A 26,669-nucleotide genomic window follows, 5' to 3' on the forward strand; every position below is an offset into this window, starting at 1 on the left:
ACTTCTCCTTCTCTGCTTATGTCCCAATCTGATGTGCGACAGGTCGATGTGACCCTGGTCGGTGGCGGAATGAGTGGTGCCGTGCTGGCGCTCTCTCTGGCGGCCCTGCGCAAGCCCGATGGATCGCCCCTGTCGATCCTGCTGCTAGAGGCCAGTGCTCCCGACATCCATGCCTCTGCACCGGCTCACCCGGGCTTCGATGCCCGCGCCATCGCGCTGGCGGCGGGCACCTGCGAGGCGCTGGAGCGGCGTGGGCTCTGGCTCCTGTTTGCTCCCCACTGCGCCCCCATCACTCATATTCATGTCTCGGATCGGGGCCATTGTGGCCAGACTCGCCTGTCAGCGGCCGAATACGGTCTGCCCGCCCTGGGGCAGGTCATTGAACTGGCGGCCGTGGGTCACGCCTTGCAGCAGGCCATGGCTGCCTGCAAGCAGATCCGGGTGGTGTGTCCGGCGCGGGTCGGCGATATCCAGCCCCGGGAGGAGGCGGTCAGGCTCACGCTTGAGAGCGGCGAGCAGGTGGAAACCCGGTTGCTGGTGGCGGCCGACGGGGGGAACTCCTTCGTGCGCCAGCACTTCAAGCTGGCGGTGACCCGCCACGATTTTGAACAGAGTGCCATCATCGCCACCGTCAAGACCGCCGAAGATCCCGCCGGCCGCGCCTTCGAGCGCTTTACCGAGCAAGGGCCCCTGGCCCTGCTGCCGATGCAGGAGGGGCTCTCCTCTTTGGTCTGGAGCGTCGCGCGTCATGAGGTGGACGAGCTGATGGGACTGGATGAGGCCGCGTTTCTGGCTCGCCTGCAGGCGGCGTTTGGCTGGCGGCTGGGACGTTTCGAGCGCACCGGTCAGCGCCATGTCTATCCGCTGGTATTGACCGCCTGCGACTATCCGCTGGCCCAGCGTACCGTGCTGGTGGGCAATGCCGCCCACGCCCTGCACCCCATCGCCGGTCAAGGCTTCAATCTCGGCATGCGGGATCTCGATCTGCTGACCGACGCCATCGCCAGCGCCCTGGCGGTGGGGGAGGATATCGGCAGCTTCGCCGTACTCAATGGCTACTGGCAGCAGCGCAAGGTCGATCAGGCGCAGACCGTCTGGCTCACCTCCTCGCTGGCCCAGCTCTTCTCCAATGGTCACGATCCCCTGGTGGCGGGGCGCAATCTGGCGCTCTCCCTGATGGGGCGGCTCCCCTGTCTCAAGGCGCCGCTCGCCTCCCGTACCCTGGGCTTTGTCGCCGATGTGTGTGGCAAGCGTTAAGGGGCCCGGGGTCAACTTATGCTGAAAGGGGATGTGCGATGGCGCCCCCTGCTGGCCACGCTGGCCAGCCATGAAAGGAACAGATGATGCAGATGCAAGATGTGGATGTGGTGATTGTCGGGGGCGGCATGGTAGGCCTGGGGCTCGCCGCAGCCCTCAAGGAGAGTGCCCTCAAGGTGGTGGTGGTCGAGGGGCGCTTGCCCGACTCCGAGCTTGGCGAGGTGGCCGACAACCGGGTCAGCGCCCTGAGCCTCGCCAGCCAGCGCATCCTGCAGCGGGTCGGTGCCTGGTCCGGGATTGCGGCGCGCCGCCTGCAGCATTACGACAAGATGGCGGTGTGGGAGCAGGACAGCTTCGGCCACATCGATTTTGATGCCGCCAGCCTGCGCCAGAGCGCCCTCGGCCATATCGTCGAGAACCGGGTCATCCAGCTGGCGCTACTGGAGGCGATCGAGGGGGCCAGCAACATCCAGCTGCTCACGCCGGCTCGCGCCAAGAGCCTGCAGAGCGGCCCGGCGGGGGCCCTGCTGCTCCTTGAAGATGGCCAGGCCATCTCGGCGAAACTGGTGGTGGCGGCCGATGGTGCCCACTCCTGGGTCCGTCGTCAGGCCGATATTCCGCTGACCAGCTGGGATTACGGCCATCACGCCCTGGTGGCAACGGTGCGCTGCGCCGAGCCCCATCAGGCGGTGGCCCGCCAGATCTTTACTCCGGAAGGGCCGCTCGCCTTCCTGCCCCTGTGGCAGGGGGATCTCTGCTCCATCGTCTGGTCCCTGCCTGCCGCGCGGGCCGAGGCGCTGTGCGCCTGCGACGATGAGAAATTCAATCGCCAGCTCACAGCGGCATTCGATGCGCGGCTCGGTCTGTGCAAGGTGGAGGGGCCGCGCAGCGCCATCCCGCTCACCGCCCGCTATGCTCGCGATTTTGCCCGCGAGCGGCTGGTGCTGGTGGGCGATGCCGCCCACACCATACACCCGCTGGCAGGGCAGGGGGTCAACCTCGGCCTGCTGGATGCCGCCGCCCTGGCCGAGCTTATCCTCGCCAACCAGCGTGCCGGCAAGGATATCGGCCTGCAGGCCAATCTACGCAGCTACGAGCGCTGGCGCAAGAGCGAGGCGGCCAGGATGCTGGCGGCGATGGAGGGGCTCAAGCGACTGTTTAGCGGCGCTCACCCCCTCAAGAAGCTGGTGCGCGGGGTGGGATTGCGTGCGGCCGATCTGCTGACGCCTTTCAAAGAGGGGGTGATCCGTGCCGCCATGGGGCTGGAGGGCGAATTGCCCGCCCTGGCCCGTCCCGAGTGGGTGCCGGTGACACCGGTCAACCCGGTGCCGCGGGCCAAGCTTTCGCCAAAATGATGAAAAAAACTAATATTACCCGGCTTTTTTTATAAAAAAAGTAATCTGGCAAGGCTGATGCCCCTGACGAGGCGTCAGCCTTTAATTTTGGTGCAGTGCGAAACGTTTTTCTGCAAATTGTGACGAAACGGTGAAAATCGAAATTTAATCTCGACTTCTTCCGTTTACGGCTGTTTTTATCTTGGCGTTTATCTTAGTGTCTGGAAGCACTTAAACGGGAGGGGATTAGTTTTTTTTGAGCGGCGCATGGGCCCGCTTGGCATATAATCCGTCCCGTTCAAGGAATCCCTCTTGCCCGGCAAGGGCAGGAGCGAGCACAGACCCGGTGACCGGCTCTCTTTGCTGTGAAGGCTTATCTTTGCAGTGAATCGGGCGGGTTGCGAGAGTTGTCGCTAACGCTAAAGGGCTTTTTGCTAAGGAAAGAATGCGATGATCCAGACTACTGTACTGCATCCCAAACACCTGGAAGCCGGCGCCAAAATGGTGGACTTCCATGGTTGGGAAATGCCCATCAACTACGGTTCCCAGCTGGAAGAGCACCACGCGGTGCGCAGCGACGCCGGCATGTTCGATGTCTCCCACATGACCATCGTCGATCTGACCGGCGAGCGGGTCAAAGCCTTCCTGCAACACCTGCTGGCCAACGATGTGGCCAAGCTGACCGTTTCCGGCAAGGCCCTCTATAGCGGCATGCTCAATCCCGAAGGGGGCGTCATCGACGACCTCATTACCTATTACCTGACTGATACCTTCTACCGCCTGGTGGTCAACTCCGCCACCCGCGAGAAGGATCTGGCCTGGATCCGCCACCACGCCATCGATTTCGATGTCACCGTGACCGAGCGCCCCGAGCTCGCCATGATCGCGGTGCAGGGCCCCAACGCCAAGCTCAAGGTGGCCTCCGTCCTGAGCGCCTCCCAGCGCACCGCCGTGGTGGGGATGAAGCCCTTCTTCGGCGTGCAGGCCGGCGATCTCTTCATCGCCACCACCGGCTACACCGGCGAAGATGGCTACGAGATCGTGGTGCCGCAAGAGAAGGCGTGCGATCTGTGGCAGGGGCTGCTGGATGCAGGGGTTGCCCCCTGCGGCCTGGGCGCGCGGGATACCCTGCGTCTCGAAGCCGGCATGAACCTCTATGGTCAGGACATGGACGAGTCTATCTCTCCGCTCGCTGCCAATATGGCCTGGACCATCGCCTGGGAGCCGGCCGATCGCCAGTTTATCGGCCGCGCCGCGCTGGAAGCGCAGAAAGCGGCGGGCAACCAGCACAAGCTGGTGGGCCTGGTGATGGAAGAGAAAGGGGTCTTGCGTGCCGGCATGGCGGTCACCTTTACCGGTGCCGATGGCGAGCCGCGGGAAGGGGTGATCACCTCAGGCTCCTTCTCCCCGACCCTGGGCTACAGCATCGCCCTGGCGCGGGTGCCCCGTGACATCGGCGCACAGGCCCAGGTTGAGATCCGCAAGAAATTGGTTACCGTGAAGGTGACCAAGCCCGCCTTCGTCCGCAATGGTCAGGCGCTGGTGTAATGATTGATGGCGGCGCAGGAAGGTCCTGCGCCGCGCCCTTTTGTAAAAAGTGATCCAAGTACATTAAGGAAGCACAAATGAGCCATATCCCGAGCGAACTGAAATATGCCACCTCCCACGAGTGGATCCGTGTCGAAGCCAACGGTGAGGCCGTCGTCGGTATCACCGAGCACGCCCAGGAGCTGTTGGGGGACATGGTGTTTGTCGAGTTGCCCGAGGTGGGTAAGCAGGTCAGCGCCGGTGACGACTGCGCCGTGGCCGAGTCGGTAAAAGCCGCCTCCGACATCTACAGCCCGGTGAGCGGCGAGATCATCGCCGTCAACGAAGAGCTGGAAGGCAGCCCCGAGCTGGTCAACTCCGATCCGTACCAGGCTGGCTGGTTGTTCCGCATCAAGCTGGATGACGCAGGCGAGCTGGCCAACCTGCTGGACGCCGAAGGCTACCAGAACGTGGTGGACGAAGAGTAATGCCTCCGGGCCCTGCACAGCGTGCGGGGCCCTTTTGTATGACGGTCTGCCAACGAGCGGGCCGCAGGATGCCGGCGCGCATCCGCCACAATGGGATAACAGTTCCATTGCGGCACCCATGAACATGAGTGGAGTCGGTCCAGGCCGACTATCAGTGCTTTTTATCAGGATTTATGAGCAGGAATAGGGAAATGACCCAGTCATTGTTTGAACTCGAGCAAAAAACCGATTTCATCCGCCGTCATATCGGCCCGGGTGAGGAAGAGCTGCGCGTGCTGTTGGCCGAAGTGGGTGCCGAGAGCCTGGACGATCTGATTGAGCAGACGGTCCCGGCCGCCATCCGTCGCCCCGGCCCCCTGGGGATCGGCGCCAGCATGACGGAGGTGGAGGCCCTGGCCAAGCTCAAGGGTTACGCCGCCCAGAACAAGATTGCCAAGAGCTATATCGGCATGGGTTATCACGACACCCACGTGCCCCATGTCATCCTGCGCAACGTGCTGGAGAACCCGGGCTGGTACACCGCCTACACCCCCTATCAGCCCGAGCTGGCCCAGGGCCGTCTCGAAGCCCTGCTCAACTTCCAGCAACTGACCCTGGACTTGACCGGCATGGATCTCGCCAGCGCCTCCCTGCTGGATGAAGCCACCGCCGCTGCCGAAGCCATGGCACTCGCCAAGCGGATGGCCAAGTCCAAGTCCAACCTCTTCTTCGTGGCCGACGACGTGCATCCCCAGGTGATCGACGTGGTCAAGGAGCGCGCGGTGCACTTCGGCTTCGACGTGGCTGTGGGCCCCGTCGCCGAGGCGGTGAGCGAAGAGGTGTTCGGTGCCCTGTTCCAGTATCCCACCACCACGGGTGAGGTGAAGGATCTGCGCGCCCTGATCGCCGCGGTGCAGGCTCAGAAAGGGTTGGCCTGCGTCAGCGCTGATATCCTCTCCCTGTTGCTGCTCAAATCCCCGGGCGAGCTGGGCGCCGATGTGGTGTTGGGCTCTGCCCAGCGTTTTGGCGTGCCCATGGGTTACGGTGGTCCTCACGCCGCCTTCTTCGCTACCCGCGATGCCTACAAGCGCTCCATGCCGGGCCGCATCATCGGCGTCTCCAAGGATGCCCGTGGCAAGAATGCCCTGCGCATGGCGATGCAGACCCGCGAGCAGCACATCCGCCGCGAGAAGGCCAACTCCAACATCTGTACCGCCCAGGTGCTGTTGGCCAACATGGCGAGCTTCTACGCCGTCTACCACGGTCCGGTGGGGCTGAAAACCATCGCCTCTCGCGTCCATCGTCTGACCAGCATTCTGGCGCTGGGGCTGAAAGCCAAGGGTGTGGCCCTCAAGCACGACAGCTGGTTCGATACCCTGACCGTCGTGACGGTCGACAAGGCTGCGCTGATCGCCAAGGCCGAGGGGCTTGGCATCAACCTGCGCGCCGATCTGGATGGCGCCGTGGGGGTGTCTTTGTCCGAGACCACCACCCGTGACGACGTGGTCGAGCTGTTCGAGCTGTTCCTGGGGGCAGACCACGGCCTGGATCTGGAGGCGCTGGACAAGGCGGCCCAGGCCCATCACGCCATCCCGCAGGATCTGCTGCGTACCGACGCCGTGCTGACCCACGAAGTGTTCAACAAGTACCACTCCGAGACCGAGATGCTGCGCTACATCCACCGTCTCGAAGCAAAAGATCTGGCGCTCAACTATGCCATGATTTCGCTCGGCTCCTGCACCATGAAGCTCAACGCCACCGCCGAGATGATCCCGGTGACCTGGCCCGAGTTTGGCAAGCTGCATCCGTTCGCCCCGCTCGAGCAGGCCAGGGGTTACCAGCTGTTGCTGGCAGACCTTGAGGACTGGCTGGTGAAAGTGACCGGCTACGATGCGGTCTGCATGCAGCCCAACTCCGGTGCTCAGGGCGAGTACGCGGGCCTGCTGGCCATCAAAAAGTACCACGAGTCGCGCGGCGAGGGGCATCGCGACATCTGCCTCATTCCGGCTTCTGCTCACGGGACCAACCCGGCGTCTGCCCAGATGGCGGGCCTCAAGGTGATCGTCACCGCCTGTGACAAGGCCGGTAACGTGGATCTCGATGACCTGCGCGCCAAGGCGGCCGAGGCGGGGGATCAGCTCTCCTGTCTGATGGTGACCTACCCCTCCACCCACGGGGTGTACGAGGAGACCATCAAGGAGGTGTGCGACATCGTTCACCAGTACGGTGGTCAGGTCTATCTGGACGGCGCCAACATGAACGCGCAGGTGGGCCTCACTGCGCCTGGCTTTATCGGTGCGGACGTCTCCCACCTCAACCTGCACAAGACCTTCGCTATCCCCCACGGTGGTGGTGGTCCGGGCATGGGCCCCATCGGTGTCAAGCAGCATCTGGCACCGTTCGTGGCCGGTCACGCCGTGGTCAAGACCGATAAAGAGAGCCGTGACAACGGCGCCGTATCGGCCGCACCGTTCGGCTCGGCCAGCATCCTGCCCATCAGCTGGATGTATATCGCCATGCTGGGTGACGAGGGGCTGAAGAAATCCACCCAGGTCGCCATCCTCAACGCCAACTACCTGGCCAAGAAGCTCGGCGAGGCCTTCCCGGTGCTCTACACCGGGCGCAACCATCGCGTTGCCCACGAGTGCATCCTGGATATCCGTCCGCTCAAGGAGGCATCCGGCATCAGCGAGATGGACGTGGCCAAGCGCCTGATGGATTTTGGCTTCCACGCGCCGACCATGAGCTTCCCGGTGGCGGGTACCCTGATGGTCGAACCGACCGAATCCGAATCCAAGCGCGAGCTGGATCGCTTCGTCGAGGCGATGATCGCCATCCGCGCCGAGATCGCCAAGGTGCAGGACGGCCACTGGAGCCTGACCGACAACCCGCTGGTGCACGCGCCCCACACCCAGGATGACGTGATGGACGAGCAGTGGAACCGTGCCTACAGCCGCGCCGAGGCGGTCTTCCCGTCCGACGCCGTGCGCGCCAGCAAGCTGTGGCCGTCGGTTAACCGCATCGACGACGTCTACGGCGATCGCAACCTGTTCTGCTCCTGCGTACCTACCGAGGATTACGCCAAGTAAGAAGAGGCGTTGATCACGGCCATTTAAGTTGGAAACCGTGACATTGAAGTTGGAAACCGACCATTCAAGTTGGAAACTCAAAGGCCCTGCAACAGCAGGGCCTTTTTATTTTGTGCGGTGAATATCTGTAATTAAATTACAAAAATGATCTCAGTTGGATCTTTCAGGCAGGTCAGGGTCTACCTCTTGTCAATGGCACACATAAAAGCATCATTCCAATTGATGCAAAAATAATGGGCGTTGATATTGACTCAGTAGCGTCAGATGCGACACACTGTAACTGCATCATTAACGATGAAGAGATTTTTTGTGAAGCTGAACCAAATTGCCACCATCAGTGCTGGGCACCCCTATCGCGGCAAGATCCCGGAGATCGATTCCGGCAGCATGGCCGTGGTGCAGATGAGAGATGCCTCGCCAGAAGGAGGGGTTGACTGGTCTGCCTGCCTTCGCTCCGAGCCTACCAGCAAGAAGGAGCCTGACTGGCTGCAAACCGGCGATATCCTAGTGGCGGCCCGTGGCAGCACTAACTATGCCGTGCTGGTCGATACCGGGCTTGCACCATTGCCCGCCGTAGCCGCCCCTCACTTCTATGTGGTGCGGTTGCATAGCGAGGCGCTCAGTCCCGAATTTCTGGCCTGGCAGCTCAATCAGTCCCCTTGCCAGCGCTACTTCGAGCTTCACGCCGAAGGCAGCGCGGCAAAAAGTATTCGCCGTCAGGTGTTGGAGGAGGCCCCTATCGGTATCCCATCTCTTGCAAGACAAGCCGCCATCATGAAGCTGGCCCACAGCCTGCGTGAAGAACGGAACCTGATGCAACAACTGCAACGTAACGGCGAGCAGATAATGCAGGCCATCGCTGCCAGCCTGCTCGAACAATCCGATCAGCCAGCGAAATAGTTTCGCTGAGCAGCCCATTTTTCCAAGAAATACCCAAGGAATTGTGACTTATGACTACCTCGATAAACCAGGACGATATCAACAAGGCCCTCTGGTCTGCCTGCGACACCTTCCGGGGCACTGTCAGCCCTGATACCTATAAAGACTTCGTGCTCACCATGCTGTTCCTGAAATACATCTCCGATGTCTGGCAGGATCACTACGATGGCTACAAGGCCGAATATGGCGATGAGCCGGAGCTCATTGAAGAGATGCTCAAAAACGAGCGCTTCGTGTTGCCCAAACAGGCCAGCTTCTACAGCCTGTTCGAGCGTCGCTTTGAACCGGGCAATGGCGAGCGGATCGATCAGGCGCTGCACGCCATCGAAGAGGCCAACGGCACCAAGCTCAAAGACGCGGGCAAGAGCGTGTTTCAGGACATCAGCTTCAACACCGACCGACTCGGCGAAGAGAAGCAGAAGAACACCATACTGCGCCACCTGATGGAAGATTTTGCCAAGGATGAGCTCAACCTCAAACCGAGTCGGGTCGGCACTCTGGATGTGATCGGCAACGCCTACGAGTATCTCATCAAAAACTTCGCTGCCAGCGGCGGCCAGAAGGCGGGGGAGTTCTATACCCCGCCCGAAGTTTCCGATCTTATCGCCGAGCTGCTGGAGCCGATGCCGGGCGACACCATCTGCGATCCGGCCTGTGGCTCGGGGTCACTCTTGATGAAGTGCGGCCGCAAGGTGGTGGCAAACCATGGCGAGAAGCACTACGCCCTCTACGGGCAGGAGGCCATCGGCTCCACCTGGTCGCTGGCCAAGATGAACATGTTCCTGCACGGGGAAGACAACCATAAGATCGAGTGGGGCGACACCATCCGCAACCCCAAGCTGCTCGATAAAAACGGCGACCTGATGCGCTTCGATATCGTGACCGCCAACCCGCCCTTTTCGCTGGATAAATGGGGTTATGAGGAAGCGGGGAACGATAAGTTCGGTCGCTTCAAGCGCGGGCTGCCGCCCAAAACCAAGGGGGATTACGCCTTTATCCTCCATATGATTGAAACCCTGAAGCCCAAGAGTGGGCGCATGGGGGTGGTGGTGCCCCACGGCGTGCTATTCCGGGGTTCCAGCGAGGGGAAAATTCGCCAGCAGTTGATCGACGAAAACCTGCTCGATGCGGTGATCGGCCTGCCGGAGAAGCTCTTCTATGGCACCGGTATCCCCGCCGCCATTCTGATCTTTAAAAAGCAGAAGGTAGACGACAATGTGCTGTTTATCGACGCCAGTCGTGAGTTCAAGGCGGGTAAAAACCAGAACCTGCTAAGTGCGGACAATATCGCCAAAATCGTGGCCACCTATCGCAATGGCGGCAATGTCGATAAATACGCCTATCTCGCCTCGCTTAAAGAGATCAAGGAGAACGACTACAACCTCAATATCCCCCGTTATGTGGATACCTTCGAAGAAGAGGAGGAGATCGATCTGCTGGCGGTGCGGGCCGAGCGCGAACAACTGAAAACCCAACTGGCCGAGCTGGAAACCGAGATGGCTAACTATCTGAAGGAGCTCGGTTATGGTGCCTAATGGGTGGAAAAAAACACATCTCAAATGTGTTATTAGTGGCACCATCAAAAACGGTTATTCGCCACTCCCAGCTTCAACTACTACGGGTTATTGGGTATTAAGCCTTGGCGCATTGACTGACCATGGAATCAATCCTTTAGAAATAAAACCTGTGGTAGTTGATGAGAAGGTAAAACAAGCTTTACTTTCTGATGGTGATTTTTTGATTAGTCGTTCTAATACCCCAGACAAAGTAGGGCGCTCGATTAGATTCAAAAATGAAGTTCAAAACTGCTCTTACCCTGATCTTATGATGAGATTTTGTGTAGATACCCAAAAAGCAGATCCCAATTTTATTGAAATAAAATTAAAGTCAGCAGAGGTAAGGCAGTATTATAAAAGCTGTGCCGCAGGCAGTAGTAGCTCAATGGTGAAAATAAATAAAGCGGTTGTTGAAAATACTCCGCTTCTGCTTCCCTCATTTCCTGAACAAAAGAAAATCGCCAAAATCCTCTCCACTTGGGATAAGGCGATCAGCACTACTGAGCAACTGCTGGCCAATAGCCAGCAGCAGAAAAAGGCGCTGATGCAGCAACTGCTCACCGGCAAAAAACGCCTGCTGGATAACAATGGTGTGAGGTTTAGTGGGGGGTGGCGCGAGCGTTTGTTGGGAGATATATCAAAAATAACTACTGGCAGCTCTAATCGGCAAGATTCACATATGAACGGTGCATACACGTTTTTTGATCGATCTGAAGATATAAGAACTAGTGACACCTACTTATTTGATTGCGAGGCTGTAATTGTTCCAGGTGAAGGGCAGGACTTTATACCTAAGTATTTCGTAGGAAAATTTGACCTTCACCAACGCACCTATGCAATCATGGATTTTCCCGAATGCCACGGAAAATTCTTGTTCTACGCAATACATTACTTCCGTTCGCATTTTCTATCTCAAGCAGTTGGGTCAACAGTGAAATCATTGCGGCTACCTATGTTTCAAAAAATGAAGCTGAATCTGCCAACGTTTGAGGAGCAACAAAAAATAACAGTAGTGATCTCCACTGCCGATCAAGAAATTACTACCCTGCAACAAAAGCTCGATGCCTTAAAGCAGGAGAAAAAAGCCCTGATGCAGCAACTGCTGACCGGCAAGCGGCGGGTCAAGGTGGTGGGGGCCGCATGAAAAAAGTGACCCTTCACCCCATGACCGAGGCCGACGTTGAGTGGCTGGAGCAGCGGCTGATGGAGTATGGCAATGACGACTCGATGCTGAGTCTGTCGGCACTCGACGGCTTTCTGACTGGCGTGCTCTCCGGCCCCGAGCTGGTATCACCCAGCCAGTGGTGGCCGGTGCTCTGGGGCGGCATGCCCACCGAGTGGTCATCCGAGCGGGAGATGAAACGGGCGCTAGACCTTATCATGGGCCATATGAATATTCTGGCCCATACCCTCTGTTATCAGCCCGAGCACTTTATCCCTGTGTTGATGGTCAATCTTTTCGAAGAACAAGAGATCTGCAACGCCGAAGAGTGGTGCTTTGGCTATCTGCGTGGCATGGCGCTGGGGAACTGGCCAGCACTGCCAGAGGAGCTGGATACCTGGCTTGAGGTGATCCGCCTGCATGGCAGCGATGACCAATTGCCACTGCTTGCCAGCCTGTCGCTGCCGGAACATCAGCAGAGCGTGGCCGAAGTGGGCCCTGCCGCGTTGAAATTGCACGCCTATTTTCTCGCACAACGGGGGCCAAACAGGGGGCCTGTCGCGGCGCCATCGGTGAAACCGGCCAAGGCCCCTGCCAAGGTCGGGCGCAATGAGCCCTGCCCCTGTGGTAGCGGCAAGAAGTACAAGCAGTGCTGTTTGCACTGATCAGGCGCTCGGCCCGTACCCTCAGTGAGGGTGACGGCCAGGCGAATGGCGAGCCTTGGTTGCATCGCATCACCATAAAAATTAAATAAGATAAACAGTCAGTTAGGGATAAACATGAAATTACAACAACGGATGGAACGGCTGGTCAACGCGGTATGTGAAGGGATGTTTGAGCGGGAGGAGGTGATCTCGGTGGCACTGCTGGGTGCCTTGTGTGGTCAGAATACCTTTCTTTACGGCCCACCCGGCACGGCCAAAAGCCTGATCTCCCGTCGCATCGCCTGTGCCTTTGCCAATCCGGCCTACTTCGAGTATCTGATGAACCGGTTCAGTACCCCCGAGGAGGTCTTTGGCCCCATCTCGATCAAGGCACTCAAAGAAGATCGGTATGTTCGTAAAACCGAGCATTATCTGCCCCAGGCCGATTTCGCATTTCTGGACGAGATATGGAAATCGAGCCCGGCGATCCTCAATACCCTGCTGACACTTATCAATGAGCACACCTTTCGCAATGGCGAACAGATCGAGCAGGCCCCACTGAAAGCCTTGGTGGCTGCGTCGAATGAAACACCCGATGCCAATCAGGGGCTGGATGCGCTGTATGATCGCTTTATCATCCGCCTGATGGTCGGGCCCATTGAGCAGTCTGATAATTTTGAACGATTGCTGGCGTGTAAACCGACCGAGGCGGCTATCAGGATTGATGACTCGCTTGTTGTGAAGGCCGATGAGTGGGCTAAATGGCGAGAGCAACTGCATGAGGTGAGTTTGTCACCGGAAACCCTGACCATTATTCGCCTGATCCGCAGTGAACTCGCCACCAAATATGACAAACTGAAGGTCTATGTTTCCGACCGCCGCTGGCAGCGGGCGACCCAACTGCTCAAGGCCGCAGCCCTCTTTAATGGCCGCAGCGAAACCAATCACAGTGATGCCTTGCTATTGCGGCACTGCTTGTGGACCCATGAAGAGAACCGTCTTGCCGTTAACGATATCGTCGAGCAAGCCGTTAAGGATACCGGTTTTGACAGTGGTATTAATCTCGCGCAGATTGATGCCGAAAAAGAATCATTGGAGAAAGAGATCCATAATGAACTTTTCAGTGCCACTGATATTTACGATACACAGATTATTAATGGGCACGCTTTTTTCAAAGTGAAGAACGACTTTGATAATACTAGGATTGGTTCTTACATTTTTATTCCATTGGATAACCTTAAGAACACACATGAATTCCACCCGACAAGTGAAACGGGTAATGAACTAAATTATATTGTCTGTCAATTTGATGGCCAGGGTACTTGTCGGATATCAATGAAGAGCAGATATGGCAGTTTTAATTTCAAACCAGAAGTTCTCTTCCATAAAGGTGACAAGAAACCAAATATTAACAAGCGGCTTATCACCTCATTGGCTGAGTCGGTGGCAAAAACCAGAGAACAGCTTATAGCCACTCTGAATAAGATAGAAAAACAGTGCCAAGGCTATGAGAAAAAATTGGCATCCATTTTCGTTCCTGCCCAGCAGAGCGCATTGGCTATTGATGGCATTACCGAGCAGATTGCTCGGCTCAAATTGCGTATCAAAGATTGTGAACGGCTGGAAGCCTTATGCAAATAAGCCAGGTGGAGAGTGCTTCGCATCTCGCTCAAAAAGAACTCCGCGACAGCTATGGTGGATTGCTGGCTCACTCCAGCTCGCTGACCAGCCAGGTCTCGCAGCACATCGAGGAGTGGAAGAGAGATACTGAGGCAGCGTTGACCAACGAGTGTCCATTCGCTGAGCATGCCCACAAGCTGAACCATTGGCGAAGAGAGAGTGCGCTTGGCGATATATCCAAAGCCTCTTTTCAAGGGGCGGTGAAGGATTATCTCGCGCTCTGTAAAGCCAGCCAGCACCCGGTGGACCCGCCATTTTGGCAAAAGCAGGTTGCCGATAGTTTCGCTCAGGACGTAGAGCAGCCGAGAGAGGATAAGGCCGTCAGTTGCCAACTGCTGGCTACTGAATGGCAAAAGGTGCTGGATAAAGCCCGCAATAGTTGGGAGCTGGCCAGGATCGAGCAGCTGCGTCGCCAGTTAATGGAACGATTGGAGAGCATGCTCAAGCTGTTGCAGCAGTTGCAACCGCTGCTTGAAGCGTTGGGGCTGGATCCGGGGCGACTGGTTGATCTCTCCAGTGGCCAGCTCTCTGCCCAAGATCTGGCCCAGTTCCAGAAGTGGGCAAGCTATCTGGCAAACGACAAGGGGTTGCATGCGTTATGCGACTTGCTCGGCAAGATCCGGCAGATTGAACTCTCCGAAAAGATTGAGCGGGTGAAGGTCAACCACGTTCTGGATCTCTGTCTGCCCGATATCAACTCCCGAGAGGAGATAGTGGCTATTAGGTTGGGACGAGATCTGGAGCATGTATTGCCCAGCGAGAAAGCCCTGTTGGCTGATGACGAGACCGCATTGCTGTTTGATTTGAAGTTCGTCGAGTCACGACTGATGAGCTTTGATATGGCAGGTATGCAGACTCAACATCTGCATGTTGAACGAGAAGAGGAGAGGCCGGTCAACGAAGAGGAGAAGCGCGGCCCCATGATCCTCTGCGTTGATACCAGTGGCTCGATGAGCGGGGCGCCCGAGACGATCGCCAAAGCGATGACGCTATTTCTGGCAACCAAAGCGAGAGAGGAGCAACGCCCCTGTTACCTGATTAACTTCTCTACGGGTATCAGGACCTTGGAGTTGAGTGGAAAATGGGGCCTTGCGTCGATAATCGACTTTCTGAAAATGTCGTTTCATGGTGGTACTGATGCGGCACCAGCCCTTGGCCATGCGTTGAAAACCATGGCCGCAGAGACCTACCAAAAGGCCGACCTGTTGATGATTTCTGACTTCATCATGGCGGATCTGCCACCGGAGACCCTGGCAAATATCGAGCAACAGCGTGGTAAGGGTAACCGCTTTTACTCTCTGGTGGTCGGCTCTGCTTATATGGTTCAGCGGCTAAAGCGCCTCTTTGACCATGAGTGGGTGTATAACCCGACGACGAGTACCATTCATGAGTTGATCGGCTTTCAGCAAAAAATTGACAACCAGTTTGAGGCATCCCCGTTATGAAGGCCTTGCCGAAATTTCAAGAAGAGTACAGCGCCAAGATCCCAGCCCTGACCCTGCTGACCCAGTTGGGCTGGTCTTTCTTCTCCCCTGAACAGACGCTGGCGGCACGGGATAACAAGTTCGATCAGGTGGTGCTGCGCCAACAACTGCGCAGCGTACTGGCCGAGCGCACCTTTGTGTTTGCGGGCAAAACCTATCCGCTTTCCCCTAAGTCAGTGGACAATCTGGTCAGCGAGCTGTGCAGCCCGGCCCTGAATGAAGGGTTGCAGGCGGCCAACGAGCGGCTCTATAACCACTTGCTCTATGGCATGTCGGTCACCGAGTTTGTTGATGGCAAGAAGGTGAGCCCAACCATCCCCCTTATTGATTGGCACAACCCGCACAATAACCGCTTCACCTTCACCGAAGAGTTTCGGGTTACCCGCGCAGGCGGCATCGAGTCGCGTCGCCCGGATATCGTCTGCTTCGTCAATGGCTTGCCCTTGGTGGTGATCGAGGCCAAGCGCCCGGATGGCAACGCCAAAAAAGGGCCGACCATCAAGGAAGGGATCTCCCAGAGCCTGCGCAACCAGCGCCCGGATGAGATCCCGCTGCTGTTTGCCTACAGCCAGTTACTGCTCTCCATCAATGGCATCGAAGGGCGATATGGCACCTGCGGTACGCCGGAGAAGTTCTGGGCCGCCTGGCGTGAGGAAGACATCGGCGATGGTGAGATGACAGCCATCAAGAATCAGCCGCTCTCATCCGAACAACGCTCTGCCCTGTTTAGCCACCGGCCCGCCGCCGATCTGGGCTGGTATCAGTCCCTGGTTGCGGCTGGCGAGCTGGCGGTCAGCGATCAGGATCGGCTGCTAATCAGCCTGCTCTCCCCGGATCGGCTGCTGGAGATGACCCGCCTGTTCACCCTGTTTGACAAGAAGGCGGGCAAGATAGTCGCCCGCTACCAGCAGGTGTTTGGCATCAAGCGGTTGATCGAGCGTATCAACCAGAAACGCCCAGATGGCGGGAGAGAAGGTGGGGTGATCTGGCACACCACTGGTTCGGGCAAGTCGTTCACCATGGTGTTCCTCAGCAAGGCACTGATCCTGCACGACAGTTTGAAACAGTGTCGCCTGTTGGTGGTGACCGACCGGGTGGATCTGGAGAGCCAGCTCAGCAAGACCTTTGCCTCCAGCGGTGAACTCGCGGGCAAGAAAGATAAAGAGGCGGCCATGGCTACCTCGGGCAAGCGGCTGGCCGAGCAGATCGGTAAGGGCAGCGAGCGGATCATCTTCTCGCTTATTCAGAAGTTCAACTCAGCGACCAAGTTGCCGGAGTGCATCAACAAGAGCCCGGATCTCATCGTGCTGATCGATGAGGGCCACCGCAGCCAGGGGGGCGAGAACCATGTCCGCATGAAGCTGGCATTGCCCAACGCCGCGTTTGTGGCTTTTACCGGCACGCCGCTTCTCAAGGATGACAAGACCACCAATAAGTTTGGCCCCATCGTCCATGCCTACACCATGCAGCGGGCGGTCGAGGACAAAACGGTGACGCCGCTGCTCTATGAGGAGCGCATCCCCGATCTGGAGGTCAACGAGCGGGCCATCGACAGCTGGTTTGAGCGTATCACCCTGGGGTTAAACGAGCAGCAGCAGGCCGATCTGAAACGCAAATTTGCCCGCAAGGGCGAGATCTACAGCGCGGAGGATCGCATCAAGCTGATTGCGTTCGATATCGCCAGTCACTTTTCAAACCACATTGTCGAGGGGCTCAAGGGCCAGCTGGCCTGCGATAGCAAGGCATCGGCGGTGCTCTATAAAAAGTACCTCGACGAGGCGGGGCTGTTCGAGTCGGCGGTGGTGATGAGCCCGCCCGACAGTCGTGAAGGCAACACCGAGGTCGATGAATCAACCACCCCGCTGGTCACTCAGTGGTGGAAGGAGAATGTCGGCACTCAGGATGAGCAGGTGTATTCCAAGGCGCTTATCGAGCGTTTTGCCGATGAAAATGACCCCCTCAAGTTGCTGGTCGTGGTGGACAAGCTGTTGACCGGCTTCGATGAACCAAAGAACACCGTGCTCTATATCGACAAGCCACTCAAAGAGCACAACCTGATCCAGGCGATTGCGCGGGTCAACCGGCTGCACCCGAAGAAGCAGTTCGGTCTGCTTATCGACTATCGCGGCATCTTATCCGAGCTGGATACCACTATCGGCAAGTATCAGGATCTCGCTTCCCGCACCCAGGGCGGCTATGACGTTGACGACCTCAAAGGCCTCTACAACCAGATGGGCACCGAATATAAGCGGCTGCCTCAGCTCTACCAGACCCTGTGGAACATTTTCGCCGGGGTGAAGAACAAGCAGGATATCGAGCAACTGCGTCAAGTGCTGGTGCCCAAGATGGAGGAACTGGACGGCGAACTGGTGGATGTGAACCTCAAGGTGCGAGAAGACTTCTACGAGGCGCTCACGGCGTTTGCCAGTTGCCTAAAAGTGGCGTTGCAGTCGGCCTCTTTCTTCGAGGACAGTGCCTTTAGCGAGGCGGATCGCCGTCACTACAAGGAGACGGTGAAACAGCTCTCCAGCCTGCGCCAACTGGTGCAGCAGGATGCCGGTGAGAAGGTTGACTACGACGAATATGCCGAGCAGGTGAAGAAGCTGCTGGATAAGCATGTGGTCGGTGTAGAGGTCAAAGAGCCGGGTGGCGTCTACGAGGTCGGCAAGATGGGCCAGCAGCAGCCAGAAGAGTGGAACGAGAACAAGACCCGCAACGAGACCGACATCATCAAAACGCGGGTCAGCCGCATGATTGAGCAGGAGCTACGAGATGACCCTTACGCCCAGGAAGCCTTCTCCAAGCTGCTGCGACAAGCTATCGAGGAGGCAGAGAAGCTGTTCGAGCACCCGCTCAAGCAGTACATGCTGTTTCGGGAGTTCGAAGAGCAGGTGCAGGAGCGCCGCCTGAGTGACATACCTGACGCCTTTGCTGGGCATCGCCACGCTCAGGCCTACTTTGGGGTGTTCAAAAAGGTACTGCCGGAGGTGTTCGCCATTACCGACAGCCAAGTACAGGATAAGTGGATAAAGCTGGCCTTCGAGATCGATACGGTCGTGGATGCGTCTGTGGCCGAGCACTCCATCAACCCGCAGAACATCGAGGCGGGTATTCGCAAGAAACTGTTGCCGCGCATGTTCCAGGAGTGCAAAGCAATCGGCAGTGGTATGGAGCAGGCCAAGAAGATCGTCGAGATGGTGGTGCAGATCACCCGAGTCGGCTTGAGCGGAGTCTGATCAGATGAATGTGCCTATTCGGGTCAAGGGCGATGCTCAGCCCCAGGCTCCAGCTCCATCCTTTAGCTTTCGCTACGGCGATGAGCGGATCGCCTTCGAGCGGGTGCAACGGAGACAGGCTAGCGGCAAGGTGCTTATCAAGGTGCATCCCGATTGCCGCGTCGTGGTCTCGGCCCCGCGTGAGACGGCTGATGATGCGGTTCTCGCAGCGGTCAAGCAGCGCGGACGCTGGATCTACGAACAGTTACGCGACTTTCGCCAGCAGTTGGAGCACGTCACCCCACGCCAGTACATCAGCGGTGAGAGCCACTATTACCTCGGCAAGCAGTACCTGCTCAAGATGATCGAAGCCCCTGATTCGGTGCAGGGGGTCAAAATGCTGCGTGGCAAGTTGGAGGTGTCGGTTCGACAACGTAGCGCCGAGAAAGTTCGTGAGCTGCTGGCAGACTGGTACAAGGCCCGTGCCAAAGAGGTGTTTGCCAGACGCCTCAACGCCATGCTGGATCAAGCCATCTGGGTCACGGGCAGACCAGCACTGCGCATCCTGACTATGCAGACACAGTGGGGCAGTTGTTCCCCCCATGGCCGGATCACGCTCAACCCACATTTGGTCAAAGCGTCCCGCGAGTGTATCGATTACGTGATCCTGCACGAGCTCTGCCATATCGCCGAGCACAACCACAGCGAGCGCTTTTACCGGCTGATGAGTCAGGTGATGCCCGGTTGGGAAAAGACCAAAGCGAAGCTGGATGGCATGGCTAATCGCTTGTTGACCTGAGTTATCTGCTCGTCAGTCACCCGCAGCCCGGCAGGCCCCCTTGCCGGGCTGAATTTTTTGGTGTGGATGCATTGATTGCTCTTCGCATGGAGCCTTTTGTAGCCAAAAACGGACATTTTTTCTGAGCGGAATCATCAATCGCTTCAGAATAATGTTCTATATCCGCCACCCTATTATGTCAAAAAAGGAATAAAAAACATTTACTTATTATTTATAAAAATAAATATTCGTGATTATGTATGCTTATGTGATTTTTTATAACTATATGTTTTTTAAGATAAAAAATGAAATTTTGTTGAGTGTGGCATTTTTGCCATGATAGCGTCGATAGTTATTATTTATAAAAATAAATAAGTAAAAACAACGCCTTACGTGCACTATTGCGGTTGACGACCCCCTGCCCAGTTACTAGGTTGTATGCAGGTCAGGTAGGAGTAGTCATGCAGCAAAAAACGGTTCAGCAGCCCATCGTCACCGATGCGGAGATCGCAAAAACAGCACGGTACAACCGAGACATCAAAGCTTCGGGGTATCGCCCCTGGGTCACGGTGCGGCAGTCCCACACCTACGGCCAGGGGCAGATTGTATTTAGCCACAAAACGGGTCGTGAGCATCATCTTCTCAGCCGTGGCGAGAGGGCACCATTTTTCTATTTCGAACGCGATCCAACTGTTATCGACATTCTCGAACAGTATCCGTTACCACTGCATGAAACGCTCAAAATTGCGGCATCTCTGCACATTGTCCATCCTGGTAATTACAAAGAGCGGGCGAATTATGGTGGCCGCATCCCAGCCAAAACTATGACTCAGGATTTTGTCATTATTCGGCAAACGGAGGCAGGGAAGCATATATTGAGTCCATATAGCTTCAAATATTCTGATGCGCTGGATCCGGAAATAACATCCCCCCGTGTTGTTAATCGTACAAGGGCAAAGGAGAAAATTGCCATTGAATATTGGCGTACTCAAAATATTGATCATGTGCTGTTAACGGAAAAAAGCTTCAATAAAGTACATATATATAATCTGGAATTCCTGCGTGAGTGTTTTGATACGCCTGAGTATATTCAGGTATCTGAGACCATATACCTCATTATATTGGGACGTATCAAACATCACCTGATTGCCCATCCCTCAAATACCTTGTTAGTGTTGATCAAGCAGGTGGCTAAGGAGTTGAATATTTCTGACGTGCAGGTGAAATGTGTATTTCAATATGCAGTTTATCATGGTGTTATAATCGTTGATCTTACACAACGTTTAGAGTTATATAGGCCTGTGCCATTCAACGAGGTGGTTCATGCGAGTTAACCAGAAACTGATCACTAATACAAATGGTGGTTCAGAGTTTCTGATTGTCTCTATTTGTTATGACATGGGGTTGTTAGCTGTAAGTGAATTATTAGATGGGCCACCAAAACGGCCGACTAATCTATTAATCGAGAATGTCGAGTCTAATATTGAAAGTGGTGAGTGGACTCTGGCTGAACATCAATTTCCAAAAGTTTTATTTTCCTCTGATAGTGAGCTAGAACCTCAATGGATCAAGATTCGCAATGAGAGGTTGGCTGTAATTAGTCCGTTGCTTAGTCAGCCTGAATTGTTACATCGCTATTTATATGGTGATGCAAGTGGTATATTGAAAACGTTGATTGAACATTCCGGCCGAAGTAGGAAATACATTTGCGCTCAATTGAATAGTTATTTCTTTTTTGGGGCATTTCCAAATTCATTGCTTCCACACTATTTTAATTGTGGCAGCAACTTTCAACTACCAGATGTGCCATTGGGTCAGAAAGCAACCAAGAGTGGCCCAATTACTCGATATGGTACACCATATCGTGGCATTACTCAGCGAGATATTATACAAATTGAGCGTTTTTCAAAATCTATTAAATCTGGCTCTGAAGTGAGGTTGTCAGAACTATACTTTGACTATTGTTTGAAATATGAATGTGTCAATGTTTTACCGAAGGGCATTGAGGATTGTGACATAGCAGAACCAATTAAAATGTTACTTCATAGGGAATATTTAATATCACCAAGAATATTTAAATATCATCTGAAAAAGTTCGTCAGTGATCTCACGTTCCTGAAAAAGCGAGTAGGCAGTATTAATTATTCCCGTGACCATGCAGGAAAACCAGGTCTTGCCCGTGCCGGCCTGCGGGGGCCAACGTCACGATATGAAATAGACAGTACTATTGCCGATGTTTACATCCGTTACCCGTACAGTAACGATGAGCTACTGAGTACTGGAAGACCGGTTATATATTTTGTCGTTGATACCGCCAGCAGTATGATTGTTGGATTGCATGTCGGTTTCGACTCGCCTTGTTGGCATGGAGCAAGTCAAGCATTATTCAATGCGATGAGCAGTAAGCGAGAGTTTTGTCGGCAGTATGGTGTGGAGATCGAAGAGGCTGACTGGCCCTGCAATTTACCATGTCGTGAATTAACGTTCGACCGGGGCTCTGAGAATACTGATACCAATATTTGCAGCCTGCTGCGCGGACTCATTGGTATCACAGTCGGTAATTTTAATGCCTATCATCGCGGGGATATGAAAGGCCAAGTGGAGAAAACTTTCGACATTATTCAGACTCTAGCGATCCCGTTCGAGGCAGGCAAGGTGGTTAAGTATCCACATAAGGAGGATCAGCACGCATCTCGTCGCCCCCTGTTGACGTATGAACAGTTCATGTATCGACTCATTAATATCATTATCTATTCAAATAATCATCGTCAGCGCGTGACCTCGCACAACCTAGAAATGTCACGTGATGGGGTTGGTTTTACTCCTCGTGATGTATGGAACTGGGGTCTGAAAAATTCAGTGATAGTGAGGCCTGTTCCCATAGACCGCCTGCGATTTGCGCTGTTGCCAGAGGATGAGGCTACGGTGCGTGCTGATGGGATATTTTTTCGAGGCCTTTACTATAGCAGTAATGAAATTGTTCGAATGCAGTGGCTGGATCAGGCGAAAAATCTCGGACGTTTCAAAATTAGAGTCAGGTACATAGATACATGTACTAATTATCTTTGGTTTAAAACTGAGGAGAGTGATGAGGTCTATCAGGTTGAGCTGACAGATCGCAGTGAGGCATATCGGAATCAGGTTTGGGCAAATGTCATGCATCGCCTGTATATTGTTAAACAACAATTGGCTGCGTTGGATGAGAAGAGATTCAATGCTCGCGCAGTGTTAGAAATGGACTTTCGCGAATGTGATGAGGTAATTCGAAAAACTAATCGTGGACTGAAAAAATCCACTGCAAAAAATATACAGTCAGGAATGAAAATCCATAAACAGGTCGAAGGGAACTTGCAACGTCATCATGAGGAAATGGCTATTGCTGCTGATTTAAGAAATACATGTCAGCAAGATAATTATATTAAAAAAACACCCAGTCAGAACCTTGCTGATCCGACAATATTTACAGTTCAGGAGAAATAATCATGGCCGCACCTCAATATTACCCACATCCCAATTCAAAATATCGGGGAAACCCCTATATCGAGGGGCTTGGCTTGCCGCTCTCAACGGCACAATTTTATGCTAACTGTGAGATCCCTTTTCAGTGTGATCTGGATCTTGCAGGGGTGGATGAATCGCTGCATTCATATTTTATCCGCACTGCCATTGATCAACTGGCGGAGGTTTATACCTCTCCAGATGAGGCGTACCGTTTATATGACCAGATACGACGGATGATCGAGGCTGGGTATGCTCGACGCAATCCAATTGGGGCCGATGTACGCCGAATATTAGCTGCGATTGATCGTGACAAGGCCGAGCCATGGAAAGCTTCACATGTATTGGAACTAGAATTGTCTGTTCAGTATAGCCTGTTACTGCTAGGGCTCAGTGGACGTGGGAAGAGCACGATGGTTAGGCAAATTTGCCAACAGATACCACAAACGATAGAGCATGATCGCTATACGGACCTGCATGGTCACGAAATTATTGTGAGTCGAGTGCAGGTGACCTATCTGTACATTGAAATTCATGATCGCCGTGGCCAAAAAGCACTTTTGCTGAACTTGTTAGAATCACTCGACGCTGTCACTGGTGAGAGTTATAGCCACGCCCATAGGAACCGCTCTGTTAATGAGTTGATTTCGGTAGTGCAAAAATCGTTTATCGGCCATGGGGTTGGTTTGCTGATCCTTGATGAAGCGCAGAACCTAGCCAGGTCTGCCAAGAATGAAGTGATCAGTAACAACGAGAAAACGACCATGAAATTTCTAGAGGAACTATTAAATCGAGTGGGGATCCCGTTGATGTTTGTCGGAACATTGGCCACGATGAAATTGTTTGATAGCGAAATGACGCTAACCCGCCGAGCAACTAAAAATGGATTTATGCAGTTGGTGAGCTGCGATATACATAGCTCATTTTGGCTGCGTTTTATCCGCCTGATATGTCAAACCAGATTTCTGAAAAACCAGAAAACATCAGAGGATGTATTACGCCAACATATACATTATTTGAGTGCCGGTATCCCGGCTATTGCAACCAGTCTAGTTCGCGCCACGCTATCATATCTAACCCTGCTGAAACCAACAGATCAAGATCTCTCGATCGCTGCATTGGACTTATGTTTCAATCGCGAATTTAAAATCCTCCAGCCTGCGTTGAGTGCTCTGCGTAAGGGTGATTACTACCAATTTGAGGACCTATCGCCGATGTTACTGCTCGAATCAGTGGGAAATAGTCAGGTTGTTGATGGAGACACATATTCAGCAGAGGGAGAAATCCTGCTGCAAGGTGAGGTTAAAATCACCAAAAAGCTGCCAAAAACAGAGGAAAAGAAGCTAAAAACTTTAGAGCAATTATCCCCGGATTCATTGCTGGGGCAACTCGGTTACTCTGTAGATAAGGGGCCGTGCAAATGATCCTCCATCGGTTGGAGTTGCTACCTGGTGAGCATTTAGGGGCGGTAGTTGGCCGGATGCATGTGCTGAGCACGCACGGGACGTTTACTGCAACGGCCCAGATGCTGGGGCTGAGCAGCCCACAAATCCGTCCCCATCGTTTATGTCATCCCGACGATCCTGTCCTCGATACCCAATTTCGGGCCCGACACGTTCAACGTGCGTGGCAGGATCACTCTGTCGGCAATTATTTAGCTTCTTTTTTGACTCCGGATGAGCAGAGGATAGTGGCATCAGCACTGGCGGGCCGTTCCCAGCTTCGGTTACGGGTGACTGGCCTGCACAATGTACAACACCAATATTGGCGCTGGTGCGCAGACTGTATTGCCGAGGATTATGAGCTCTATGGTATGCCCTACTACCACCGAGATCATCAACTACCAGGAGTGTTCCATTGTCATCGGCATCAACGCGGTTTGTCTGGTCACTGCGCAGGCTGTGGTTTTTCCGCCAAATTGTTGTCGGAGCAACTGATCCCGCCCTACGACAGCCTCTGTTCCCATTGTGGACACTGGATGGGGGGATACGATGGTCATTTTTCCGAGCGGATGCACGAGATTGAGTTGGCGTCGCTGGCATTGGCCCAGTCCACGAGCACTCTCACCCTGTGTGCACTAACTCAGCTGGTGACTGATTCGATGGGCATCTCGGGCGAGGCGATGCGCACGGTCAAAAGTATCAAAACGATCAATGCGTGGTTTCAGCAGATGGACTCGCAATGTGATCCCCTGGCACTTACTGCGTATTTCACCAATAGTGGGGGGCCAGGTCAGGTATGGCAATTACCCCCACAGCTGCGCAATGCACGGGGCTACCATGAGAAGTCAGCCCGAGATCCGTTGCACCCTCTGGCCCACCTAATGATGTTGCAGCATGCAGGCGTCGATCTGGTGAGGCTCTTGGGATCTGAGGGGTGATCGGTGTTGACCTCGGTGATCCCCACCTATATCCCTGGCGAGTCGGCCTACAGCTGGGTCAGCCAGTATTTTGTTCATTCGGCATACAGTGATCGAAACCATTTTTGTAACCAGCTATTCCACTGTCCTGCTGTTCGGTTGCATCCGGCATTACCAGGCCATATTAAGGCGGCTGCCCAGGCGGCGGGGGTGGATCCGCAATACCTGCTGCACCACGGCTCGGCCTTCCCATTGTTCGCCCTGACGCTGAACAATAAGCACCAAGTCCACGCCCTGGCTGCCGCCATGCTGGGTGAGGGGAGGGGAATAATGGCCCTGTCAGGACAAGCCGCCAGCAAACTAAGGGTCGGTGGCGCTTGCCTGAAATGGTGTCCGGCCTGTCTTCTAGAAGATGAAAAGCAGTTCGGGTGTGGGTATTGGCATACGGTACACCAGTTGTATGGGGTCACGGCCTGTGCCAAGCATGAGCTACGATTGCAAACCCTGGCGGCCAGTGCGGGAGGTATTGATCGGCGACTGCTAATACCGGATCCCGAGATACCCTGTGAACCATCGCGTCCATCTGAACAGGAAATCAAACTTTCTACATATATCACCGCTATGCATCGGTATCTGTGCGTCCAGTCGCCAACGGAGTCGCTAGCTGAGCTGTACCAGCGATGGCTCGGGCAACAGGGCTATCTGACGGCCAGAGGCCATCTGCGTAGCCAGCCCCTGTTGCAGGCCATGACGGAGTTCTGGCAGGGGTTGTTTGCCGATATAACGCCAATAGTGCCGCCGGGGCTGGCCAACTATCGATACGTCTCGGGGCTGGTGCACGGTGACCGCAGTCACCACTACCTGAAACATGTGATGCTGATGGCGTTTGTAAGCCGTAGCCCAGCGGAATTTTTTTCTATCAGTAGCCCAGCTGCGGTGCAGATACAATCCACTATGCCTAGCGACGGACAGCTATCAGAAACAGCAATACTGACATTGTTGGTGAAGCGGGTTTCCATGCGACAGATTGCCTGCCAGACCGGATACAGCATCGGCTATATCAAGCAACTCGCCCTGAGACACAATCAACCGGTTGATCACCGTGCCAAGCGCATTACAGCTGAAGTTGAGCGGGGAATATGGCGTCAGGCGTTCATGGGGGGATCACGGCAGCAGATCGCGCACAGTCATGGCGTTTCTGTCGGGGCGGTCGAAGCCATTATTCAGAGCCACCAAGGGCTGTCTGACTGGCGACGGCATTTGAGAAGGGTTAACCGTCTCCGTGAGCACCGTGTAACGGTGGCTGCATATTTGGCAAAACATGCTGATGCTAGTCGAGGCTTTGTCGAGCAGGTGTGCAGAACGGCTTTCACCTGGCTCTATAAACATGATCGTGCCTGGTTGTATCAACAGTTACCTGCCGCCAAGCGAGCAGTTCACCATCCCAGTGTGGATTGGGAAGAACGGGATAGGAAACTGGCTGAGCAACTGGGGCTGCTGGCCGAGCAGGCAAGCTCTCTATCTGCACTGGAACGGGCAGTCGATAGGCCAGACTGCCTGAGGAAATACAAAACACGTCTACCGCTCAGTTACGCATTGGCTGTGCGGCTGGTTGCGGCGTATGCCGCTCAACATCCTATGCCCTGATGCTCGCCGTCGATACCTATACAGGTTCTGATA

18 protein-coding genes are annotated in these 26,669 nt (G+C 54.9%); all 18 read left to right on the forward strand.

Annotated elements, in window-relative coordinates; genetic code table 11:
- Positions 1–18 precede the first annotated feature (18 nt).
- Entirely contained in the window at positions 19–1,257 is a 1,239-nt protein-coding gene (gene ubiH / locus ACB034_RS01100) for a 2-octaprenyl-6-methoxyphenyl hydroxylase (RefSeq protein ID WP_371172059.1), read from the forward strand.
- A gap of 86 nt (positions 1,258–1,343) precedes the next feature.
- Positions 1,344–2,612: an FAD-dependent 2-octaprenylphenol hydroxylase gene (locus ACB034_RS01105; protein WP_371172060.1), complete on the forward strand. Its 1,269-nt coding sequence runs from the start codon at positions 1,344–1,346 to the stop codon at positions 2,610–2,612.
- A 429-nt stretch (positions 2,613–3,041) separates the two neighbouring features.
- The gene (gcvT, locus tag ACB034_RS01110) at positions 3,042–4,139 is read left to right on the forward strand and encodes a glycine cleavage system aminomethyltransferase GcvT (RefSeq protein WP_026457263.1); all 1,098 of its coding nucleotides are present in this window, start codon (positions 3,042–3,044) and stop codon (positions 4,137–4,139) included.
- Between the two features lie 77 nt (positions 4,140–4,216).
- Positions 4,217–4,606 carry a glycine cleavage system protein GcvH gene (gene gcvH, locus ACB034_RS01115; RefSeq protein WP_026457262.1) on the forward strand — a complete coding sequence of 130 codons (390 nt, stop codon included), beginning with the start codon at positions 4,217–4,219 and terminating at the stop codon, positions 4,604–4,606.
- Between the two features lie 191 nt (positions 4,607–4,797).
- Positions 4,798–7,674, forward strand: a complete 2,877-nt coding sequence (gene gcvP / locus ACB034_RS01120; RefSeq protein ID WP_371171855.1) for an aminomethyl-transferring glycine dehydrogenase — start codon at positions 4,798–4,800, stop codon at positions 7,672–7,674.
- A 309-nt stretch (positions 7,675–7,983) separates the two neighbouring features.
- Positions 7,984–8,574 (forward strand): restriction endonuclease subunit S, encoded by a 591-nt coding sequence (locus ACB034_RS01125; RefSeq protein ID WP_255912056.1) that lies wholly within the window; start codon positions 7,984–7,986, stop codon positions 8,572–8,574.
- Positions 8,575–8,624: 50 nt separating this feature from the next.
- Entirely contained in the window at positions 8,625–10,148 is a 1,524-nt protein-coding gene (locus tag ACB034_RS01130) for a type I restriction-modification system subunit M (RefSeq protein WP_371171856.1), read from the forward strand.
- Positions 10,138–11,313: a restriction endonuclease subunit S gene (locus tag ACB034_RS01135; protein WP_371171857.1), complete on the forward strand. Its 1,176-nt coding sequence runs from the start codon at positions 10,138–10,140 to the stop codon at positions 11,311–11,313. Before ACB034_RS01130 ends, ACB034_RS01135 begins: the two co-directional genes overlap by 11 nt.
- Positions 11,310–11,996, forward strand: a complete 687-nt coding sequence (locus ACB034_RS01140; RefSeq protein ID WP_103251395.1) for a UPF0149 family protein — start codon at positions 11,310–11,312, stop codon at positions 11,994–11,996. Before ACB034_RS01135 ends, ACB034_RS01140 begins: the two co-directional genes overlap by 4 nt.
- A 114-nt stretch (positions 11,997–12,110) precedes the next feature.
- Positions 12,111–13,616, forward strand: coding sequence for an AAA family ATPase (locus tag ACB034_RS01145; protein WP_371171858.1), 1,506 nt, complete (start codon positions 12,111–12,113; stop codon positions 13,614–13,616).
- A complete protein-coding gene (locus tag ACB034_RS01150; RefSeq protein WP_371171859.1) occupies positions 13,607–15,100 on the forward strand; it encodes a VWA domain-containing protein in 1,494 nt (497 codons plus the stop codon). The genes ACB034_RS01145 and ACB034_RS01150 overlap by 10 nt, the downstream gene beginning before the upstream one ends.
- Positions 15,097–18,375 (forward strand): type I restriction endonuclease subunit R, encoded by a 3,279-nt coding sequence (locus ACB034_RS01155; protein WP_371171860.1) that lies wholly within the window; start codon positions 15,097–15,099, stop codon positions 18,373–18,375. The genes ACB034_RS01150 and ACB034_RS01155 overlap by 4 nt, the downstream gene beginning before the upstream one ends.
- Positions 18,376–18,379: 4 nt before the next feature.
- The gene (locus ACB034_RS01160; protein ID WP_371171861.1) at positions 18,380–19,153 is read left to right on the forward strand and encodes a M48 family metallopeptidase; all 774 of its coding nucleotides are present in this window, start codon (positions 18,380–18,382) and stop codon (positions 19,151–19,153) included.
- Positions 19,154–19,593: 440 nt separating this feature from the next.
- Positions 19,594–20,466, forward strand: a complete 873-nt coding sequence (locus tag ACB034_RS01165) for a TnsA endonuclease N-terminal domain-containing protein (RefSeq protein ID WP_181224287.1) — start codon at positions 19,594–19,596, stop codon at positions 20,464–20,466.
- Positions 20,456–22,612 (forward strand): transposase, encoded by a 2,157-nt coding sequence (locus ACB034_RS01170; RefSeq protein WP_181224286.1) that lies wholly within the window; start codon positions 20,456–20,458, stop codon positions 22,610–22,612. Before ACB034_RS01165 ends, ACB034_RS01170 begins: the two co-directional genes overlap by 11 nt.
- Positions 22,613–22,614: 2 nt before the next feature.
- Positions 22,615–24,054 carry an AAA family ATPase gene (locus ACB034_RS01175; protein ID WP_042082326.1) on the forward strand — a complete coding sequence of 480 codons (1,440 nt, stop codon included), beginning with the start codon at positions 22,615–22,617 and terminating at the stop codon, positions 24,052–24,054.
- A complete protein-coding gene (locus ACB034_RS01180) occupies positions 24,051–25,010 on the forward strand; it encodes a TniQ family protein (RefSeq protein WP_080768656.1) in 960 nt (319 codons plus the stop codon). The genes ACB034_RS01175 and ACB034_RS01180 overlap by 4 nt, the downstream gene beginning before the upstream one ends.
- Positions 25,011–25,013: 3 nt before the next feature.
- Positions 25,014–26,636 carry a TnsD family Tn7-like transposition protein gene (locus ACB034_RS01185; protein WP_077097821.1) on the forward strand — a complete coding sequence of 541 codons (1,623 nt, stop codon included), beginning with the start codon at positions 25,014–25,016 and terminating at the stop codon, positions 26,634–26,636.
- The last annotated feature ends 33 nt before the right edge of the window (positions 26,637–26,669 follow it).

The sequence above is a fragment of the Aeromonas sp. S18(2024) genome (assembly GCF_041402525.1).
Lineage (GTDB): Bacteria > Pseudomonadota > Gammaproteobacteria > Enterobacterales > Aeromonadaceae > Aeromonas > Aeromonas enteropelogenes.

What these genes read in the sequence shown, in the direction of transcription:
- ACB034_RS01105 (WP_371172060.1), top strand. Translation starts at nt 1,344, where the DNA reads ATGCAGATGCAAGATGTGGATGTGGTGATTGTCGGGGGCGGCATGGTA.
- gcvH (WP_026457262.1), top strand. Translation starts at nt 4,217, where the DNA reads ATGAGCCATATCCCGAGCGAACTGAAATATGCCACCTCCCACGAGTGG.
- ACB034_RS01140 (WP_103251395.1), top strand. Translation starts at nt 11,310, where the DNA reads ATGAAAAAAGTGACCCTTCACCCCATGACCGAGGCCGACGTTGAGTGG.
- ACB034_RS01160 (WP_371171861.1), top strand. Translation starts at nt 18,380, where the DNA reads ATGAATGTGCCTATTCGGGTCAAGGGCGATGCTCAGCCCCAGGCTCCA.
- ACB034_RS01135 (WP_371171857.1), top strand. Translation starts at nt 10,138, where the DNA reads ATGGTGCCTAATGGGTGGAAAAAAACACATCTCAAATGTGTTATTAGT.
- ACB034_RS01145 (WP_371171858.1), top strand. Translation starts at nt 12,111, where the DNA reads ATGAAATTACAACAACGGATGGAACGGCTGGTCAACGCGGTATGTGAA.
- ACB034_RS01170 (WP_181224286.1), top strand. Translation starts at nt 20,456, where the DNA reads ATGCGAGTTAACCAGAAACTGATCACTAATACAAATGGTGGTTCAGAG.
- ACB034_RS01155 (WP_371171860.1), top strand. Translation starts at nt 15,097, where the DNA reads ATGAAGGCCTTGCCGAAATTTCAAGAAGAGTACAGCGCCAAGATCCCA.
- ubiH (WP_371172059.1), top strand. Translation starts at nt 19, where the DNA reads ATGTCCCAATCTGATGTGCGACAGGTCGATGTGACCCTGGTCGGTGGC.
- ACB034_RS01165 (WP_181224287.1), top strand. Translation starts at nt 19,594, where the DNA reads ATGCAGCAAAAAACGGTTCAGCAGCCCATCGTCACCGATGCGGAGATC.
- ACB034_RS01180 (WP_080768656.1), top strand. Translation starts at nt 24,051, where the DNA reads ATGATCCTCCATCGGTTGGAGTTGCTACCTGGTGAGCATTTAGGGGCG.
- gcvP (WP_371171855.1), top strand. Translation starts at nt 4,798, where the DNA reads ATGACCCAGTCATTGTTTGAACTCGAGCAAAAAACCGATTTCATCCGC.
- ACB034_RS01175 (WP_042082326.1), top strand. Translation starts at nt 22,615, where the DNA reads ATGGCCGCACCTCAATATTACCCACATCCCAATTCAAAATATCGGGGA.
- gcvT (WP_026457263.1), top strand. Translation starts at nt 3,042, where the DNA reads ATGATCCAGACTACTGTACTGCATCCCAAACACCTGGAAGCCGGCGCC.
- ACB034_RS01150 (WP_371171859.1), top strand. Translation starts at nt 13,607, where the DNA reads ATGCAAATAAGCCAGGTGGAGAGTGCTTCGCATCTCGCTCAAAAAGAA.
- ACB034_RS01130 (WP_371171856.1), top strand. Translation starts at nt 8,625, where the DNA reads ATGACTACCTCGATAAACCAGGACGATATCAACAAGGCCCTCTGGTCT.